This is a genomic window from Saccharothrix violaceirubra, from assembly GCF_014203755.1.
GTDB classification, from domain to species: Bacteria; Actinomycetota; Actinomycetes; order Mycobacteriales; family Pseudonocardiaceae; genus Actinosynnema; species Actinosynnema violaceirubrum.
The window spans coordinates 836,327-853,325 of the sequence record NZ_JACHJS010000001.1 but is presented as its reverse complement, the minus strand read 5'-3'; the positions used below and the strand labels follow the sequence as shown (position 1 = coordinate 853,325).

Below are 16,999 nucleotides of genomic sequence, written 5' to 3'. Positions count from 1 at the left end.
GCGCGATTCTATTCTACACGCTGACCGTTCAATTCACCGAGAACCCATTCGATGCCGTCAGGCCGATCCCCCGTACGGGCACTGCAGAAATTCTCCAGAACGAGGCGCACCTGCGAAATCGGAACCGTACTACGCGGATCGTAGAAGAGCGGAAATCCCGGATCGGAAACCACACGCGGGTCAAAATCCGGAAACGAAGCGTTATCACTCACCCAGATGCCATCCGAAATCCCATCACTCCCGTTGAGGGCGCGTTCACCACCGGCCATCCACGTCAAACCGCCATATCCGGTCGACCGGTTGACCGCCACGTAAAGGTAGTTGTCAGGCCACCAATCACGATTATCGGCGAAGTGTCGACCGTCCGCGAACATGAAGCACGCCTGTTCACCGGGATCAATCCACGGCATGTCGACTCGCTCGGACTTCAAATTCTCGACGACCTCCGTGATCAACGCGGACATTCCGCCCCAGTAGTCCGCGTATTCATATTTGCCATGAACGGCCACATTGAGAATCGGCGTCATCTCACTCCTTTCAGAACGATCGGGGTCGCGGATCCCGCATACCAAACTGGTACTGACGCGGTGAATCGCAGATCGACACCGGGCAGCACCTCGGGGTAGGTCGTCCGCCCCGGACAGCACCGGTTCCGGCAGAGCACCACCGGGCCAGGTCAACGCCAGCTCACGGTCGCTGTCACGGACCAGCGCCACGGGACCCATGCCGCCGCCGGAGAAGACAATCGGCAACACGGACACCTTCGGTGAGATCGAGCCGTCCGCCGAAGGCATCAACGTGACGTCGACGTCGGCCCAGGAACCATCAGGTTTCCGCGCCCACCGGGGAGTCGGGGACTCCCCGGTCGAGAAGCCGCCGTCGGGTCGGGCAAAGGTCTGCGCCGTCTCCGTGCGGGCGGACCCGATCTCGACACGGGCGTCGCAACGGCGTGCCACATCCACGGCAACGGCAGCGTCCTGCTCGACCGTGGTGCACGCCGGCTCGGCCACGGCCGACCGGATCGACAATAGCGTCGAGGCCCCCAGGACGAGCGCCAACGACACGAACCAACTCAGGGCGCGCAGCGACCAACTACGCGCCGCCATGCGGCGGACAGACAAAGAGACCCCCTGGCCCCATGCACGCTCCTTGACGAAGCACGCCCCCGACGAGCAGAGGCTGACTGCACATGCAGTCCATAATCAACCAAGCGGATCACGTTGTGACTCAAGACACATCGATGCCCAATTGCCGGATCGGCAATCTCACGTTTGACCAGGTCAAAGACCTGACGAGGCACTGACAGGCCGCAGGTCGACCAACAAGTTCACTCGAACTACGCATCAGTCCTCCACTGGATCAGGCACGGACATCCGCATCAAAGGTCTGTCGCGTAGACCGCACGTGGCGGAACAACGTGGGTTCGTGATCCGCGACCGCTGCAACGGGGTTGGAGGCCGACAGTCGGTCCGCTGGCCAGCTCACCGACTGCTCGGTGGATACGAGTCGTACGAGGAGACCTGGCCGGTGAGCGGTGGAACGGGCTCTCCTTCTTCCGGCGCCTTTCTACAGCCGAACAGGACGACCAAAAGCAGCGCTAAGATCACCCCGAGATGTTGTCGAAACGAGATTCCCCTCAACGGGATCGACCGATCGCGCGTTCGAACCTGTCCAGGCTGTCCCGCAGCCGGTACGCCACAAGATCGTCCAGGTAGCGGGCCGCCGCGCGCCCCAGGTCGAGCCGGGCCAGTCCTGTCGTGATGTCGTCGACCAATCCCCGCCCGAGCGTCAACGCCCGGTCGGGCACGTCACCGCACCACAATTCCTCCCGGAGCCTCGCGGCGTCGTCCGGCGGCAGTGGTGTCGGAGCCGCGAGCAACGCCGCCGCGCGCTCCGAATGCCGCCCCGTCGCGAGTAGGACCAAGGGCACAGTGCGACGGAGGTTCGCGATCTCACCGAGAGTGTCCTTGTCGTGGTCGACCACTCCCGGGAACGTCCCGGTGATGTCGTCCACGACCTGCGACGCGGTACCGATCTTGAGCAGTACACGGCAAACCGGCTCGATCCGACGCCCGTCGTGCCCGGCCAGCACCGCTCCCACGCGGAACGGGAACGAATAGCAGTAGTGCGCTGCTTTGCGTTCCCCGATCACCAGCAGGTCGTCGACGGAGGTCTCGGCCAGAGGCTTCGTCTCGGCGAGCAGTTCGGCGAGTTGGCCGCGCTGATTCACGTAGAGCGTGTCCGCGATCAACCGCACCAACGAACGACCGGCCTCACCGGGAACACCCGACGCCACCCGGTGGAGCACGCCGACCAGGAAGTCCCCGTAGTAGAGCGCCAAGTCCTTGCCCCGTCGGGTGAGTCGTCCTTCCGCACCCGACAGCGCCACCGGCAGTGGTGGCGCACCGAACTTGTCCAGGTCCTCGTCCACGATGTCGTCGTGGATGGCCAGCACGTCCCGCAGGAGTTGCGGGACGATCAACGCCTCGCCGATGCGGTCGACGTCGGAATAGTCCACCGCATCGGCGAAAGCGTGGAAGCCGAAGTACGCCAGCACAGGCCGCGGCAGGTGCCGGTCGCGCAGGGCGTACTCGGTGTAGGCGTCGTGCAGCGGCGCCAGTTCGGGACTGTCCGCCAACTCCCTGGCGAGCACCGCAGAGTAAAGCTCCGCCAAGCGTGGGCTGAGTCGGTCGAACGCCTCGGGCACCGCCGGCCTCCCGGATGGATCTAACGAACCCCGCCCAACGGACGCTCCGCTTCGACGGCCGCGGCGTCCCTGAGATGGACCACCCCGGTGAACCCCTGCCCCTCGAGACGGGTGAGTTGGGCGGGGAGTTTTCCGCTGCGCCGGACCACCGTGGTCTCTCTGCCCTCGGCACGCGATTGCCGCGCGCGTTCCAACGCGTGCGAGATCGGCACGTCCGGCTCGAACAGCACCGCCAACGCCGAACGGGCGGGAGCCTCGGTTATCAGGTCGACGATCCGTTCGAAGCCCAACGAGAACCCGCACGCCGGAATGTCCTTGCCCAGCGAGCGGCCCACGAGCTTGTCGTAACGCCCGCCGCCCGCGACGGACGAGGACGACTTCGGGTGTGAGATCTCGAAGATCTGGCCCGTGTAGTAGCCCATACCCCGCACCAACGTGGGATCGAACTCCCACCCGACTGCCCGCGTCCTACCCAACTCGGCCAGGCATTCCACTGTAGTCGCCATGTCCGCTACGACGGCCTCGGGCAGTGCCGGCACTGCGTCGGCGAGCCGGTCGGCGACCTTGTCCGCGTCGAGCCCGATCAGTCCCTCGATGATCGTCCGGGACTGGTCCACCGCCGCGGCGGGCAGTCCGCGCTTGTCGACCAACTCGGCACGCACACCGTCCCACCCGATCTTGTCGAGTTTGTCCAAGCCGATGAAGAACCCGGGCCACGCCGGTTCTTCCAGCCCGACATGCGCCGCCAGTGCCGACAGAAAACGCCGGTCGGACAGGCGCACCGTCGTGTCGGTGATCCCCACCGCGTCCAGGGCCTCGGTCGTCGCCTCGATCAACTCGACCTCGGCCAGCACGGACGCGTCGCCGATCAGGTCGATGTCGCATTGGTGGAACTGCCGGTAGCGGCCCTTCTGCGGCCTTTCGGCCCGCCAGACCGGTGCGAACTGGAATGCCCGGAAAGGAGTCGGCAATGCCGCGTGATGATGGGCGTAGAACCGCACCAGGGGAACCGTCAGATCGAACCGCAACCCGAGATCCACCAGGTCCCGGGTCCGGGTGCCCGCGGCGGTCTCGTCGTCGAGGCCGCGTTTGAGGACCTGGAAGATCAGTTTCTCGTTCTCGCCGCCCTCGCCGCCTTGCAGCCGCCGGATGTCCTCCAAAGCGGGCGTCTCGATCCGGTGGTAACCAAAGCGGCGATACACTTCGCCGATCTTCGCCAGGACGTGGTCACGTGTGGCGACACTGTCGGGAAGCAGATCACGGGTACCACGCGGCGGACTGTTGTCGATCTTCACCTATCGGCCCTCTGCGGCTCACAGCTCACGGTTTGCGGGATCTTCCGGCTCTCGGCGTAGCGCTCGACCTGGTCGGGCACACCGAGGTAGATGTCCACCGGATGACCCGCGGCCCGGTCCGCCGCCGCGATCCGAACCGCTGAAAGGTACTCCTGCGCACCGGGCCCCGAAGCCACCAACTTCTCGGCAGAGGACTCAGACAACCCGATCGAGGATCGCAACACTCGATGGGCGGGCAGGAGGTCGAGATGATCGAGCAGTTCCACCAGGCGTTCGACACCGAACGCGAAGCCCGTGGCGGGGATGCGGTCGACTCCGCCGTCGGGAACGAAGTGGCCGACCAACTTGTCGTAACGACCGCCGCCACCGACCTCGACGTGTGAATATTCCTCGGTTACGACGTCGATCTCGAACACGATCCCGGTGTAATACTCGTGCGAACGCACGACGCAGAGGTCTGTCTCCACTCGGACGCCGAGCGCTTCCAACACATGGACGAGCCGCGCGAGATCGTCCAACCGTTCGTCGATCACACTGTCATGCAGGGCGCGGAGGAAGGACACCGAATCTCCCGCATGGGCGAGCCCCATCCACACGTCGTGCGGTAATCGGCTCACACCACCGGCGTCCAGCACACCGGCCAGCCGTCCGAGCAGCCCGGACGCCCTCTCCGGCGCCTTCCCGGCTTTGCACTCGGCCATCGCGTCGAGCACCTCCTTGACCTGGATCGCGGCGTCCGGCCCGAGCCCGCTCAACTCGACCAGGCGATTGAACACCCCGACGTCACCGACCCGGACCCGCGTACCACCCGCCGCCACACCCAACTCTTCCAGACACCGGGTGATCAGGTAGACGGCCTCGACATCGGAGTTCCCCGGCTCGGCGCCCAGTATCTCCAGACCGAACTGGGTGAACTGACGCCTCTTCGTCCCGGTCAACTCGGCCACGACCTCGTTACGGAAACACGGCATGTCGTAGAACAACTTCACCGGAAAGATCATGTCAGGACTCTCCGCGAGCCGACAACCGATCCAGCGAGTAACCGAAATGGTCCCCTCGGGCACCAGGAGCACATCCGTGTGATCGGGCGCGTCCTCGTAGGAGGACGGGTAATCGGGCGCCCTCAGGTGGAAACACCCCCGACTGTCCCACTCCGGCCACGGCGAGCGCCCAACGACCTCCTCGGAGAACGACGTGGCCCGCTCCACCAACGGCACCTCGACCTGCTCGTAACCGTGAAGCCGAACGACCTTCGCCAACACGGCCACGACCAACTGCCGCTTCCTCAACTCCCGCCCGAACAGGTCGACCATCCCGACCAACGGCGTGTGCACACCGGACAACCCCATCCGCCACCCCGACAGTCTCGATCCATCACGTGGACACGAAACGCAAGGAACCGTCACCCACCCGGACACGGCAACGGACCCTCCACCGTCAACCGATAGCACCCGCACCCGACCGACGGAACACCCGCACGAATCGTGCACCCAGACGCAGGCTGGCTTTCCGTTCGACGGGTACCCACCTACTGACACCCGAACACGAATAGGAACTCCCATTCGCCGAACCGAACACGATTAGAGCGCAGCCGCACACCACGCAAGCCCGAAGAACTGAAGCTACCCACCAGTCACATAGCCCCGTATCCAGCTGTTAGCCATTGCGATCCACACGAGTCCCGGAAGGCTCGCGCTGCCGTGCGGTGACCTGTCGGCCGCGCACCGTCATGGCGTTGCGATCCTCGCGAGTCCCGGAGGGCTCGCGCTGCACGGGCAGGGCAGACCGCTTTCCCTTGCTACGCAAGGTTGCGATCCTCGCGAGTCCCGGAGGGCTCGCGCTGCCACCCACACCCGGCTCAAGGCCAAGGCATCCCACCTGTTGCGATCCTCGCGAGTCCCGGAGGGCTCGCGCTGCCCCCGTGACGCGCTCGCCACCGCGCCGGTACTCGTAGTTGCGATCCTCGCGAGTCCCGGAGGGCTCGCGCTGCCACGCACGCGCTGGCCGCCTGGGCGTTCAGTCAGAGCTGCGATCCTCGCGAGTCCCGGAGGGCTCGCGCTGCCCAGCCCTTCTGCTCGGCGCCGGAGCGCGCGTTCTGGTTGCGATCCTCGCGAGTCCCGGAGGGCTCGCGCTGCCATCCGGTCCTGGACGTCGAGCGCGTCCAGCTCGGCGTTGCGATCCTCGCGAGTCCCGGAGGGCTCGCGCTGCCTTGTCGGCCCAGCTCACCGCCGAGTGCTCCTTGTCGTTGCGATCCTCGCGAGTCCCGGAGGGCTCGCGCTGCCATCGCGGTAAGGGTTCGTGGGCGACGCACCAGATGTTGCGATCCTCGCGAGTCCCGGAGGGCTCGCGCTGCTCTAGTGATCAGGGTGATTGCCGTTGGGTGCAGCGGTTGCGATCCTCGCGAGTCCCGGAGGGCTCGCGCTGCCGGCCGCCGCCGCGTTGCCAGTTCGCCTGTGCGAGTTGCGATCCTCGCGAGTCCCGGAGGGCTCGCGCTGCACCAACCCGGCTCCGGTCAACGCCGTGGTCGCGGAGTTGCGATCCTCGCGAGTCCCGGAGGGCTCGCGCTGCCGTTCGGGTTACCCCGTCCGAGTGCTGGAAAGCGGTTGCGATCCTCGCGAGTCCCGGAGGGCTCGCGCTGCCGCCCGTCAGTGCAGGGTGACGAGCACCGACAAAGGTTGCGATCCTCGCGAGTCCCGGAGGGCTCGCGCTGCCGGCCGGCGGGCGAGCTTGCCCGACGCCTTGTCGAGGTTGCGATCCTCGCGAGTCCCGGAGGGCTCGCGCTGCCCCGGTCGCCAGCGACCGCGAACCGGGGCCGAGGTGAGGTTGCGATCCTCGCGAGTCCCGGAGGGCTCGCGCTGCCCCTGCCTGAGCAGGGAAGAGTGCGAATACATGACCGGCTCTCTTTTGCCCGTCCCACAGAACGGGATGACGCGCCGCCGTCCGCTTCGGAACCTCCCGGCGTGTCAGGTCACGCTTGGGGTTCCGAAGCAGCGGCATCAGACGATCCAAGTGCCCCCGTGGGACACATTTACAGCCGAGCCCAGGTGCTCCGCGGCGTCGAACGAACCCCGGTCCAACTGATAGATCCGAACCGAGTCGCTGGTCGCGTCGATGATCTCCAACAACTCGGCCCGAAGGCGAAGTCGCTGTCCCGGCGAGCACACGATCTCGAACACCGACTTCTGAACGCGGTGCCCATAACCCTCGCACGCCTTGGCGACCTGGCGCAGCCGCCGCCGACCCTCCGGAGTGGTCGTGTCGACGTCATAGGTGACCAACAGTTCCATCAGGTCACCGTCCACGGCTGATACGCGTCCACGTCACCACGCAGGTGCTTGGCGAGAAGACGAGCCTGCACCAACGGAAGCAACCCCGCCGGAACCTCACGGCCGAGACCCGCGTGGGGCCACAGCCGTTCACGGGACTGGGTCCACCGCTCCAGGAAATGACGCCGCCCGTCCTCGGTCAACTGCACCGCCCCACCGGGCAGGGTCTCGGTGTGCTTGGCGGTGACCTGCCCACGATTGATCAACGTCAGGACGAGCCGGTCGACCAGCAGCGGACGAAGCTCCTCCATGACGTCCAACGCCAATGACGGCTTGGCCGGACGAACTCCATGCAGGTACCCGATGTACGGATCCAGGCCCACCTGTTCCAGCGCGCCGTGCACCGCCACCCGGAGCATCCCGTACCCGAACGACAACAGGCAGTTCACCGGATCGGTCGGCGGACGACGACTACGACCCGTCGCCACGCCGGGACTCAACTGGTCCAGGGCCTCGAAGTACGACCGTGCCGCCCGGCCCTCGATGCCCAGAACCTCCGACAATCCGGAGGCGCCGCCGAGTTGCACCAAAGCATCGGCATGGTGGTCGGCGATCCCGCGCAACCGTGCCTGGCGCGAGCCGGAGGCGTCACGGGCGGCACGCAACACCAACTGCCGGTAGTTGTGCAGCTTGCCTGCCACGAACGACTGGGCGAGCGCGAGCCGCCGGTCCTCGTCGTCGTAGGCACGGACCTGGGCCAAGCGCAGGAACGGGTTGCCGTGTTGCGGTCCGCCCGTACGAGCCAGGAAACGACCGTTGCGGGTGATCCACGTGACGGACCTGCCGTCGGCCGCACAGCGGTGGACCAGGTCGTCGGTGACGCTCACCCCGTTCCAGGCGACGATGTGGTCAAGGCGGACCAACGGCAACAGGTGCCGTCCCGGCTTGTCCGGGTGGACGATCCGCAATGCGTCGCCGTCCAGGTGCAGGCTGCTGCCCGGCGTGGTGGCGTAGAGAGTGCGCAGAAGTTCAGTCATCCCAGTCTCCGACCTCGCGGGGCACGAACAGTCCGGCCCGCACGGCCACGGTGGTCTCCGGCAGGCAGCCGGGTTTGAGCGAACAGCGACGGCAGCGGGTATCGGCGACCGGCGGAGGGAGGACGGCGGTGTCGCGCATCCGCCGGATCTCTTCGGTCGCCCGGGCCACGCGGTCGGCCAGCTCGTGATCGACGACGACTTCGTGCCGCCGTCGATCACGACCGGTGAAGACCAGGCCGATCGGTACCGGAGCGTCGAACATCTCGCGCAGGCACAGCACCTGGGCGGCCACCTGGAGGTCAGCCGGCCCGCCGGGGCGGTAACCGCCCGACTTGTGCTCGGCCGGCACGGGGCCGTCCTCGGCCAGGTGCACGGTGTCGCAGATGCCGTGCAGCCCCAGCTCGTCGTGCCAGACCGGCAAGGAGTGCCACACGCGATGTCCCCGACGGTCGGTGTCCGGGCCCGGCCGGTCGACGGTCGCGTGCGCCAGGTCACCCCGGACGGTGTCCACGTTGGACTCGAAGTAGCCGTCGACGTGGATCAACCCCGCCTGCCTGGGGCAGTACGCGTAGTGCTCCAACGCCGAGATCGGAACGGATCCGGAATCCATCCGCTCAGGCGATGACCGTGGTCAACGTGACGCCGGACGGCAGGTCGCGGTCGTCCACCGTCACCACGTAGTCGTCGAACTTGCGCGGGGGCCTCGACCCGTCGTACAGCTTCACACCGATGCGACCGGTCAGACGATGGGCCGGAGCCGCGCCGAACGCGTCGGAGTGGCTGAACACGTACAGACCACGCGGCGACAACGACCCGCGGGTGGCCGACCGGTCGTGGTCGAACATCATGTCCAGGCTGCGGTACAGCAGCTCGAAGTCACGAGCGTCGACACCGGTCTTCTTCGCCTTGGTCGCCGAGTAGTACAGCTCGACCTTGTACAGGCCGTAGGGCACGGTCCACTTGCTGCCCATCTCGGTCGTCTCGCCCTTGTCGATGTCCTCCTGCTTGGTCTGCGTCACGCGCGTGATGGCGTGATCGGTCGGCAGGACCGGGTCGATGCTGCGGGCCATGCCGACCTGGAGCGGTCCGCGCACCTGGCCCAGCGCACCGGTCTTGCCCACCGACAGCACCGCGCCGAACAGGCGGATGTCGACGTAGCGGTCGCACAGCCACGCCCGTGCCCGCTCCGCCTCCTCCTGGGAGGTCTTCGTCCCGAGCTTCAACCCGGTCTTCTCGTAGGACTCCTCCAGCCTCGGGTTGAGCGCGTACCCGGCCTGGACGAACACCCCGTAGCGGGGATCGTCCCCCGCGGCGAGGGCGAGGGTGTCGCGGATCTTGCGCTTCAAGGCCACGTCGGTGACGAGGCCCTGCGCGGACTCGTCGTCGACCCGCGGCCGGTTGCCGGCGTCCGGATCGCCGTTGGGATTGCCGTCGGTGACGTCGAACAGGAAGACCATGTCGTGCCGGACGGTCGGGTCGAGGTGCGGCTGGGACGTGCTCATGTGCGGTGTTCTCCTGGGTCGGGGATGTCAGGCGTCGCGCTCTTCGGCGCGTCGGCGCACCGTCTCGAAGCGGTGGGCGCGCTGGTGGTGATAACCGAGCAGGAACAGCGACTGCTGTTCGGGCGTGGCGTGGTAGGGAACGTCGCTGTCGGGTCCGAGCAGTCCGTAGAGGCGGTCGAGTTCACGGCTGTGGTTGACCGCCGTGCCGACCCGCGTACCGCGGAACTTGCGCAGCCACGCGTCGGCGAGCTTGCGGCCGGCGATCAACGCCGCGCGCGGGTTGGTCACCGCGCCCTGGAAGTGGCGTCGGCTGTAGGTGGCGTTGACCTTGCCCTCGAACGCGTCGTACTGGATCGCGTCGAGCGCGGCGAACAGCCGCCCGGCCACGTAGGCGGAGTTGGTGTTGGTCTCGTCGAGGCCGGGCATGGGTTTCTCCGTGGTCGAGGGGGAGCGCAGCAGCGCGAGCCGAAGCAGTGCGGCACGCGGGGTGTCCAGGTGGCCGTCGGTCCTGACCCGGTTGAGCAGGTGGATCGTCAGGGAGTGCGGCAACCGCGTGCCGCGCATCGCGGCGATCAGCAGGTCGCGTTGCACGCCGTCCGGACGATCGGCTCCCTTGGCCCCGATCGGGACGTACTGCCGGCGGTCGCGCTGCCACCGGCCGGTGACCCTGACCAGTCGGGTCAGCGAGTGCCACTCCGACTCGTCGGGGTGCAGCACCATGACGTGTGCCTGTTCGAACCAGGTCGCCGCGTTGTCCTCGATCTTCTCCAACGGGCTTTCCAGCCAGTCACGGACCATCACGCGGGCGACGTTGCCGCCGACAGTCAAGGCGCAGAACTTCGTCATGTCGCTCTTCTGCTCGGAATCGCGACGCCGTGTCCGATTGCTCGGACGCCCCTTGCGCACGTCGTTGAGCAGTTCGCGCACCTGGGCGGGATCGGCCTCGACCATGACCCGCATGGGGTCGCGGCGAACGGGCTTGGTGATCCACCAAGCGAGCCGACTGTCCTGACCGCCGTAGGAGGCGGTGTCCCGAGACGCGAGCACGCGCGTCAGCCCGGCGGTGAGCTGTTCCCCACACGACACGCACAGCGGGGAACAGATCAGCTTGTCGTTCAGGTCGTAGCCGAACACCCGCTCGTTGATACTGACCAACGCCGCGTCGTTCGACGCCCCCGGCACCAGTTTCGCGGGGACCTTGCCCGGCAACGTGTCCAGCAGCGGCCCGTTGACGCCACACGACAGGCACAGCCCCCGGCGTCCGCCGGAACCCTTGCGTGACGCCACTTCCGCGGACCAGAACGCCTGCACCGACCGTGCCCGGTAGGCGGCTTCGCCCTTCACCGTGATCAGCACGCGTTGCTTGGCCCCGGCTTCGGCCACACGCGGCATGGCCTCCGCGTGGCCGTCACGGTAGAACCGCGCCAGGGCCTGCGGAACCGGGTCGCCCTGTGCCTCCGGACTGTCGGCCCACCTCAGGGTCAGGTCGACGAACGCCTCGTGGCAGCGTGCCACCCGGTCGGGTTTCGTGTCCGCGTCCGACCAGCCCAGCACGTACTGCACGTCGTCGGCGGCCAGATTGGGCGCCACCCCCACCGTGCGCACCGTGGTCGGGACCAGGTGTTCGACGCCGCGTGAACGCCCTGCGGCATCGGTTTCCATAAGGCGCTGGAGTCCGCCGGGGGCCGCACCGTCCGCTGTCAGGGCGAGTTCCCAGTCGAAGCGCAGCCGCCGATGGAACGGCTTGCTGTCGGGGTCGGACGCGGCGTGGTCGACCAACCGTCGCACCAGCATCAGGCGGCTCCCGGGTCGATGCCCTGTTCCGGCACGTGCAGCACGCCCTTCACGAGCTTGGCCTCGAACCACGTGAAGCCGGGCGGCGTGGTCCCGTGGTCGACGGAGTGCAGCATCAGTCCCAGCTCACCGTCCTGGTCGAGGAAAGGCTTGCGGTCGTCCGGGTCGCCGAAGTAGGCGCTGAACTCCCGCACCCCCAGGTAGGGCTGGGTGAAACAACTCCCGCGGGTGACCCGGCGCCGGAACTGGGCCCGGTAGGCGGCCTCGGTCTGGTCCGCGTGCGGCTTGAGCACCACCTGGGCGTGGATGCGGTATGCGACGTCACGCAGGCAGACCGCATTGCGCTGCACCCGGTTCGCGACCGTGTCGATCCGACGACGCCCGGACGCGGCGTCCGCCAACGAGGCCAGGTCCGTGGTCTCGTTGCGGCGCTGGGTGAACTGCTTGATCTCCGACAACACCTCGATCGCCTCCACCCGCCAAGAGAACTGCGGCTTCCAGTAGATCGACTCCAGCACGCCCACCGCGGCCGACGGCGTCATCACCGGGTAGGACACCCGCTCGACCTTCAACTCCGGCCGGGTGAACAACGCCGCGTCACCCCACACCTGCACCACGACCGGCGGCGGGCCGGACGCCGCCGGCCTCTCCCGATTCACCACACCGTGTCCTTCCCGATCTGCTCGATGTCGATCCCGACGTGCGGGTCGTAGTCGCCGACCCACTCCCACAGGTCGTCGGCACCGGCGATCACCGGCCGGCACAACGCCCGCACGTGCGCGGCCCGCGCCAACTCACGAGGCAGCGACACCACGTACTGGCGCAGCTCGCGCAACACCGCCGCGCCCTCGGAACGCAATCGCTCCACCAACCCTGCCGCGTGACCTTCCGGGCCGTAGGTCGTCACGATCACCGACACCGGGTCCTCGTCGATCATCCGGAACGCCAACCGGCGATCCCGCTTCCCGTCGGCGCGTTCGGGACCGTCGGCGACCGCCTGGAAGTCCAGGTCGGCCCGGGAGTTCTGGATCTCCCGACCTCGCTCGGCATCGTCGACGTTCAACCCCGTGTAGAGGCTCCGGTAGTACTCGTCGAGCAACGCCTGGTCGTCCGGATCACGTCCCGGGCCGAACAACGCCCGCGTCTTGTCCACGGCGGTCCGGTAGAACTTCGGAACCGGCGCGTCGACGGCGTCGAACACGACCACACGTCCCGGCTCGGGCAACCTTCCCTCCCGGTTTGCACGCCCCGCCGCCTGCTGCAACGACTCGGCCGGAGCGACCGCCCGGAACACCACGGGGAAGTCGACGTCCACCCCCGCCTCGATGAGCTGGGTCGACACCACCAGCACCTTGCCGCCCTTGAGCAGTTCACGCACTCGATCGAGAGCCGTCTTGCGGTGCAGGGAACACATCCGCGTCGAGAGGTGGACGACCTCAGCGTCGGACCGGACCAGCCGGAACAGGTCACGGGCCTGTTTGACCGTGTTGACGATCGCCAAAGCCCGAGGTTCGTCGCCGATCGCGTCCGCTACCTGTTCCAGCGTCGGCTGCGGATCGCACCACCACTCGTAGCGCACCCGCCTCAGCCGCGCGAACAACTCGACCGGTGCGTCGACCAACGGCCGCACGTCGAGATCCCGCCAGACATTCAGGTGCTCGAAACTCGGCTGGGTCGCCGACGCCAACAACACCGTCGTCCCGAACCGACTCGACAGCACCTTCAACGCGTCCAGGATCGGCACCAGCAACGACACCGGCAGCGCCTGCACCTCGTCCAACACCACGACCGCATTGGCCAGCCGATGCACCTTCCGCGACCGCGCGGGCTTGCGTCCGAACAACGAGTCGAACAACTGGACGGTCGTGGTCACCACGAACGGCGCGTCCCAGTTCTCCGCGGACAGCTTCATGCGCCAGTCGTCCAACTCGACGTTCGAGTGGTGCTCCAACACGTTCTCCGCGCCCAGGACCCGCCGGTACACGTCCGCGTTCTGCTCGGTGATCGTCGTGAACGGCACCGCCACCACCACCCGTGACTTGCCGTGCTTCGCGGCGTGATGCAACGCGAACCCAGCGGCCGTCAACGTCTTCCCAGAGCCCGTAGGAGCCGGCAACCGGTACACCCCGGGCACACCCGACGCCAACCGCACGACGTCGTCGTACAACCCACCCCGCACCACATCGAGTTCCGACGGCTCACCCCGCTCGGCGATCAGCCGGGCCCGGCCCTGCTCGAACCGCCGCACCAACCCGACCATGTCCACCGGTGGCCGAACTCTCGGCGACGACCACCCGCGTCGGTGGGCCGCGGTGTCCAGGTGGTCGGCGTCCACCATCGCGGAGAACACCAGCCGGACGCCAAGGTCAGCGACCGAGAAGGACTCCCGCCACTCCTCCGGCACCAACGACGACCCGCTGCGCAAGGCCCGCGCCTCGGGAACCACGTCGAAGAACCGCTCCAGGTTGGCCGTGCGCTCGGCGGTCCACTCCAACTCAAGAAGCCGCGACCCTGCGGTCAGCCCACCGTGATGCCCGAGCACCACCATCGCCGCGAGTTCGGCGCGGTCCAGGACGAGCAGCGTCCCCAACTTCCTGTGGTCGATCCCGACCTTCTGCCCGGTCGACGCGACCTTGGCCAGCTTGCGCTGCCACTCATCAGCACATTTCCCGGCGTCATGGCATAAACCAAGCGCCCACGCGAGTTCGCCCGCACCGAACGAATCCGCAAAAGCACGGGCCAGGTCCGCAGTCGACCGCACGTGGTCAGCCAACGAATGCCAGCGACCCGGCACCGCGCCAGGACTGTGCGCCCACACGTCAAGCTCCCTCAAGCCGCCGACATCTGACGAACGACGCGACCCTAGGGACCCACACTGACAATTTCGTTCCGCGATCGCGCCCGGCGGCAGGCAAACACCCGAATGGAGCAGCACGGCCGGGGCGACAAGGCACCCCGACCGCAACCACAGCAGCTCTCGTCGCGTCGCCCACGCGTACAGGGTTGAGATCCTCGCGAACCCAAGGGGTTCACGCTGGTGCAAGGCTAGCCGAGTTCCCTGTGCGTGTAATCGATGCACACAGGCGGAGTTTCCCTGTGCTTCACAGAGAAGCGAACAGGCGACTTGCACTTTGACCACGCCACCGGTACGGTCCCGCCACAAGGAAAGGAAGATAAAATTCGAAACCTAATAGTTCACGATTGACCAAGGCTCACAATTTCCCGAGAGTTGGAATAGGCAAGCCGAGCTGCCGTCCCGCGTTCGCACGCAAGCCGCATGCAGCCCGAGCAGGGACGGCCGTAAGAACCGCCTCCGCTCGGGTCGCATGCGACCCGGAATGCACAGAAGATCATTCCGACATGCCTCCCGAACGGAGCTATTCGCAGATGCCCGACGAGCCTGGCGCTGACGATGACTCACACCAACCCGGTCCAGGTGACATAAACCCAAAATATGCCCTGGTTGCGGCCCTGGTAATCGACCTGGCTTCGCTCGCCATCAGCAGTAGTCCGGTTCCCGCCGGCATTGCGACGGCAACCGGACTACTCGGCTGCGCAGTCAAGTTCTGGCTCGATTGGCGCAGTGGACGACGGTAGTACCGAGGCTCACGACCAAGTCGGCCCCGGTCAGGTGTCCTACCACCGGACCATACGGAGTCGCTTGGTCGTCGAGCCGCGCTTCGAGTACGACCACGGACTTCGGGTTCGAAGTCGTGGTTGCTCACGAAACACCATGAGGCTAGCGGCTTGATCTGACGACGGCAACGTTCCAGAAACATCCCAGATGTCACAACCGAAAGCGCAGACGGAAGGCGCGCTCACATAGCGACGTCCGCATTCATGGCCCGACGAACCTGACCAAGACCGGCTCCACCGACTGTGGCAACAAGGCATGCGACTCTTCATGCCCCGCCCTGTCGTCAGGCCACGAGGTCGTCGACACGAACCGGGAGGAGTTCCAAACCGGCCGCCGCGAGGGCACGGGCGGCCTCCTCACCGCACCCGACGTAGGAACTGGCACTGTCGAGATCGGTACCGGCGAACCAGGCATGGTCCGCGGGCCACCACAGGTCCGGCGGTATCCGCGAGTCGCCGACGTTCCGGTCCAGACCTTCGGGTGCGTCGGCGACCGTGCCGGCGTTGAGGAACCAGATCCGGCCGTGGTGGTCGATCGCGGTGCCGGACGTGTGGTGCTCCGCCAGACCACCTCTGCCGTCCCACACCGCGAACACGCACCGGCCGGGGGTGGTGGTGTGGCGGGCCAGCACCTCGGAGAGGACGTGGGACACTCCCGGCGGTTGGTGTCCGTCCCATGGCCGGCCCAGGCTTTCCCGGTCCGACGGGGACAGGGCGTCCCACAGCCGCCCGCACGACATCTCGACGGTCAATCCGATCCCGGCGCGTGCCGCCACCTCCCGCCACGACACGGTCGCCTCATCGGCCGGTCCGTCGAACGGGAACAACACCCGGAGATAGACCGGAAAGACGCGCGGTACCAACATGCCCACCGTGGTCAGAAGGTCACCCGTGGCCGAGCGGCGACGGCTGCCGACGTTCCCGACCAGCCAAGCCGCCTCGTCCGGATCGTCGTAGGCAACGAGGGGGGACGGCATGCCCCGAGTATCCCTTCCCCGCCTGGCTCAGGACCGGCTCGGGGTCACAACGCCCCTTTCCTTGCGGGATCGTGTCGTTGTCGACCTCCAGCATCGTTCCAGGAGGGAACGGCCACACCGCAGCACCTGCGTTTCGGATGCGCGTTGTCGGCCGGGAACGGTCATGGACGTACTTGCAACCGTGTGATCCACCCGCTCGCCATCGCGGGACCGATCGGCCAGTTGATCTCCGGCGTGGACAGCTCGAAGAGCACCTGCTTCAGCTCGTCCTCGGTCCCTTCAACGAAACCCACATCGTCACGCCCGGCCAGCGCCTCGGCCCACAGCTCGACATCCTCGGCCGACAGCGCACCGGCCAGGTACCTCCCAAGAACACCGACCACGTGCGCCGACGTCACCACCACCGACTCGACGTCGCGGTCCCAGCCGAAGCGGGACAGCCCACGGACAGCGTCCGCCACCGACCCACTCAGCTCGACCAGCTCCCGAAGAGCCGATCCACGATCCCGCGGCTCCACCCCGCACCCTCACCTCGGCCAGAACGCACAGACTCGGGCAATCTACGTCCACCTGCGCGCCTTGCGCCGGAACACACCGACAGGTCGGGGCAGGATCAGGCGAACCCCGATGGCGACGGCACCACGAGAGAAGCGGCCGGACCGAAGGGGCTCTCGATCGGGCGCGGCCCGTTCACTCGTTCAGGCACACTTCCCGGGGCGGTTTCGAGATTGTTTTCGTGACAGCGAACGTGACCGGAACCAGGGTCCAGCGCTGGGGAAGATGAT

13 protein-coding genes and 1 CRISPR repeat array are annotated in these 16,999 nt (G+C 67.0%); all 13 genes read right to left on the bottom strand.

All coding sequences use genetic code 11. The annotated features are described in order from the left end of the window. Positions 1-8 precede the first annotated feature (8 nt). A complete protein-coding gene (locus F4559_RS34290) occupies positions 9-1,058 on the bottom strand; it encodes an Imm1 family immunity protein (protein WP_221447136.1) in 1,050 nt (349 codons plus the stop codon). Positions 1,059-1,636: 578 nt separating this feature from the next. Continuing rightward, entirely contained in the window at positions 1,637-2,653 is a 1,017-nt protein-coding gene (locus F4559_RS04195; protein WP_184666255.1) for a polyprenyl synthetase family protein, read from the bottom strand. Between the two features lie 74 nt (positions 2,654-2,727). Continuing rightward, entirely contained in the window at positions 2,728-4,002 is a 1,275-nt protein-coding gene (hisS, locus tag F4559_RS04190) for a histidine--tRNA ligase (RefSeq protein ID WP_184666254.1), read from the bottom strand. Continuing rightward, positions 3,999-5,315, bottom strand: a complete 1,317-nt coding sequence (locus tag F4559_RS04185; RefSeq protein ID WP_184666253.1) for an ATP phosphoribosyltransferase regulatory subunit — start codon at positions 5,313-5,315, stop codon at positions 3,999-4,001. Before F4559_RS04185 ends, hisS begins: the two co-directional genes overlap by 4 nt. Before the next feature lie 349 nt (positions 5,316-5,664). Further along, a CRISPR array of direct repeats spans positions 5,665-6,861; the repeat unit is 37 nt; unit sequence GTTGCGATCCTCGCGAGTCCCGGAGGGCTCGCGCTGC. A 137-nt stretch (positions 6,862-6,998) separates the two neighbouring features. Further along, positions 6,999-7,289 (bottom strand): CRISPR-associated endonuclease Cas2, encoded by a 291-nt coding sequence (cas2, locus tag F4559_RS04180; RefSeq protein ID WP_184666252.1) that lies wholly within the window; start codon positions 7,287-7,289, stop codon positions 6,999-7,001. Further along, on the bottom strand, positions 7,289-8,305 hold the full coding sequence (cas1c, locus tag F4559_RS04175; protein WP_184666251.1) for a type I-C CRISPR-associated endonuclease Cas1c: 1,017 nt from the start codon (positions 8,303-8,305) through the stop codon (positions 7,289-7,291). Before cas1c ends, cas2 begins: the two co-directional genes overlap by 1 nt. Further along, on the bottom strand, positions 8,298-8,915 hold the full coding sequence (gene cas4, locus F4559_RS04170) for a CRISPR-associated protein Cas4 (RefSeq protein ID WP_184666250.1): 618 nt from the start codon (positions 8,913-8,915) through the stop codon (positions 8,298-8,300). Before cas4 ends, cas1c begins: the two co-directional genes overlap by 8 nt. A gap of 4 nt (positions 8,916-8,919) precedes the next feature. Further along, on the bottom strand, positions 8,920-9,807 hold the full coding sequence (gene cas7c / locus F4559_RS04165; protein WP_184666249.1) for a type I-C CRISPR-associated protein Cas7/Csd2: 888 nt from the start codon (positions 9,805-9,807) through the stop codon (positions 8,920-8,922). Between the two features lie 27 nt (positions 9,808-9,834). Further along, positions 9,835-11,601, bottom strand: a complete 1,767-nt coding sequence (cas8c, locus tag F4559_RS04160) for a type I-C CRISPR-associated protein Cas8c/Csd1 (protein WP_184666248.1) — start codon at positions 11,599-11,601, stop codon at positions 9,835-9,837. Further along, positions 11,601-12,260, bottom strand: a complete 660-nt coding sequence (gene cas5c / locus F4559_RS04155; RefSeq protein ID WP_184666247.1) for a type I-C CRISPR-associated protein Cas5c — start codon at positions 12,258-12,260, stop codon at positions 11,601-11,603. Before cas5c ends, cas8c begins: the two co-directional genes overlap by 1 nt. Beyond that, positions 12,257-14,434: a CRISPR-associated helicase Cas3' gene (gene cas3, locus F4559_RS04150; protein ID WP_221447135.1), complete on the bottom strand. Its 2,178-nt coding sequence runs from the start codon at positions 14,432-14,434 to the stop codon at positions 12,257-12,259. The genes cas5c and cas3 overlap by 4 nt, the downstream gene beginning before the upstream one ends. Positions 14,435-15,521: 1,087 nt before the next feature. After that, complete coding sequence (locus tag F4559_RS04145) at positions 15,522-16,214, bottom strand: hypothetical protein (protein WP_184666246.1); 693 nt, start codon at positions 16,212-16,214, stop codon at positions 15,522-15,524. A gap of 161 nt (positions 16,215-16,375) precedes the next feature. Further along, positions 16,376-16,675: a hypothetical protein gene (locus tag F4559_RS04140; protein WP_184666245.1), complete on the bottom strand. Its 300-nt coding sequence runs from the start codon at positions 16,673-16,675 to the stop codon at positions 16,376-16,378. Positions 16,676-16,999 lie beyond the last annotated feature (324 nt).

Excerpts from the sequence above, each read along its gene's own strand:
- F4559_RS04185 (WP_184666253.1), bottom strand. The coding sequence starts at position 5,315 with ATGGTCGACCTGTTCGGGCGGGAGTTGAGGAAGCGGCAGTTGGTCGTG.
- cas2 (WP_184666252.1), bottom strand. The coding sequence starts at position 7,289 with ATGGAACTGTTGGTCACCTATGACGTCGACACGACCACTCCGGAGGGT.
- cas1c (WP_184666251.1), bottom strand. The coding sequence starts at position 8,305 with ATGACTGAACTTCTGCGCACTCTCTACGCCACCACGCCGGGCAGCAGC.
- cas4 (WP_184666250.1), bottom strand. The coding sequence starts at position 8,915 with ATGGATTCCGGATCCGTTCCGATCTCGGCGTTGGAGCACTACGCGTAC.
- cas7c (WP_184666249.1), bottom strand. The coding sequence starts at position 9,807 with ATGAGCACGTCCCAGCCGCACCTCGACCCGACCGTCCGGCACGACATG.
- cas8c (WP_184666248.1), bottom strand. The coding sequence starts at position 11,601 with ATGCTGGTGCGACGGTTGGTCGACCACGCCGCGTCCGACCCCGACAGC.
- F4559_RS04145 (WP_184666246.1), bottom strand. The coding sequence starts at position 16,214 with ATGCCGTCCCCCCTCGTTGCCTACGACGATCCGGACGAGGCGGCTTGG.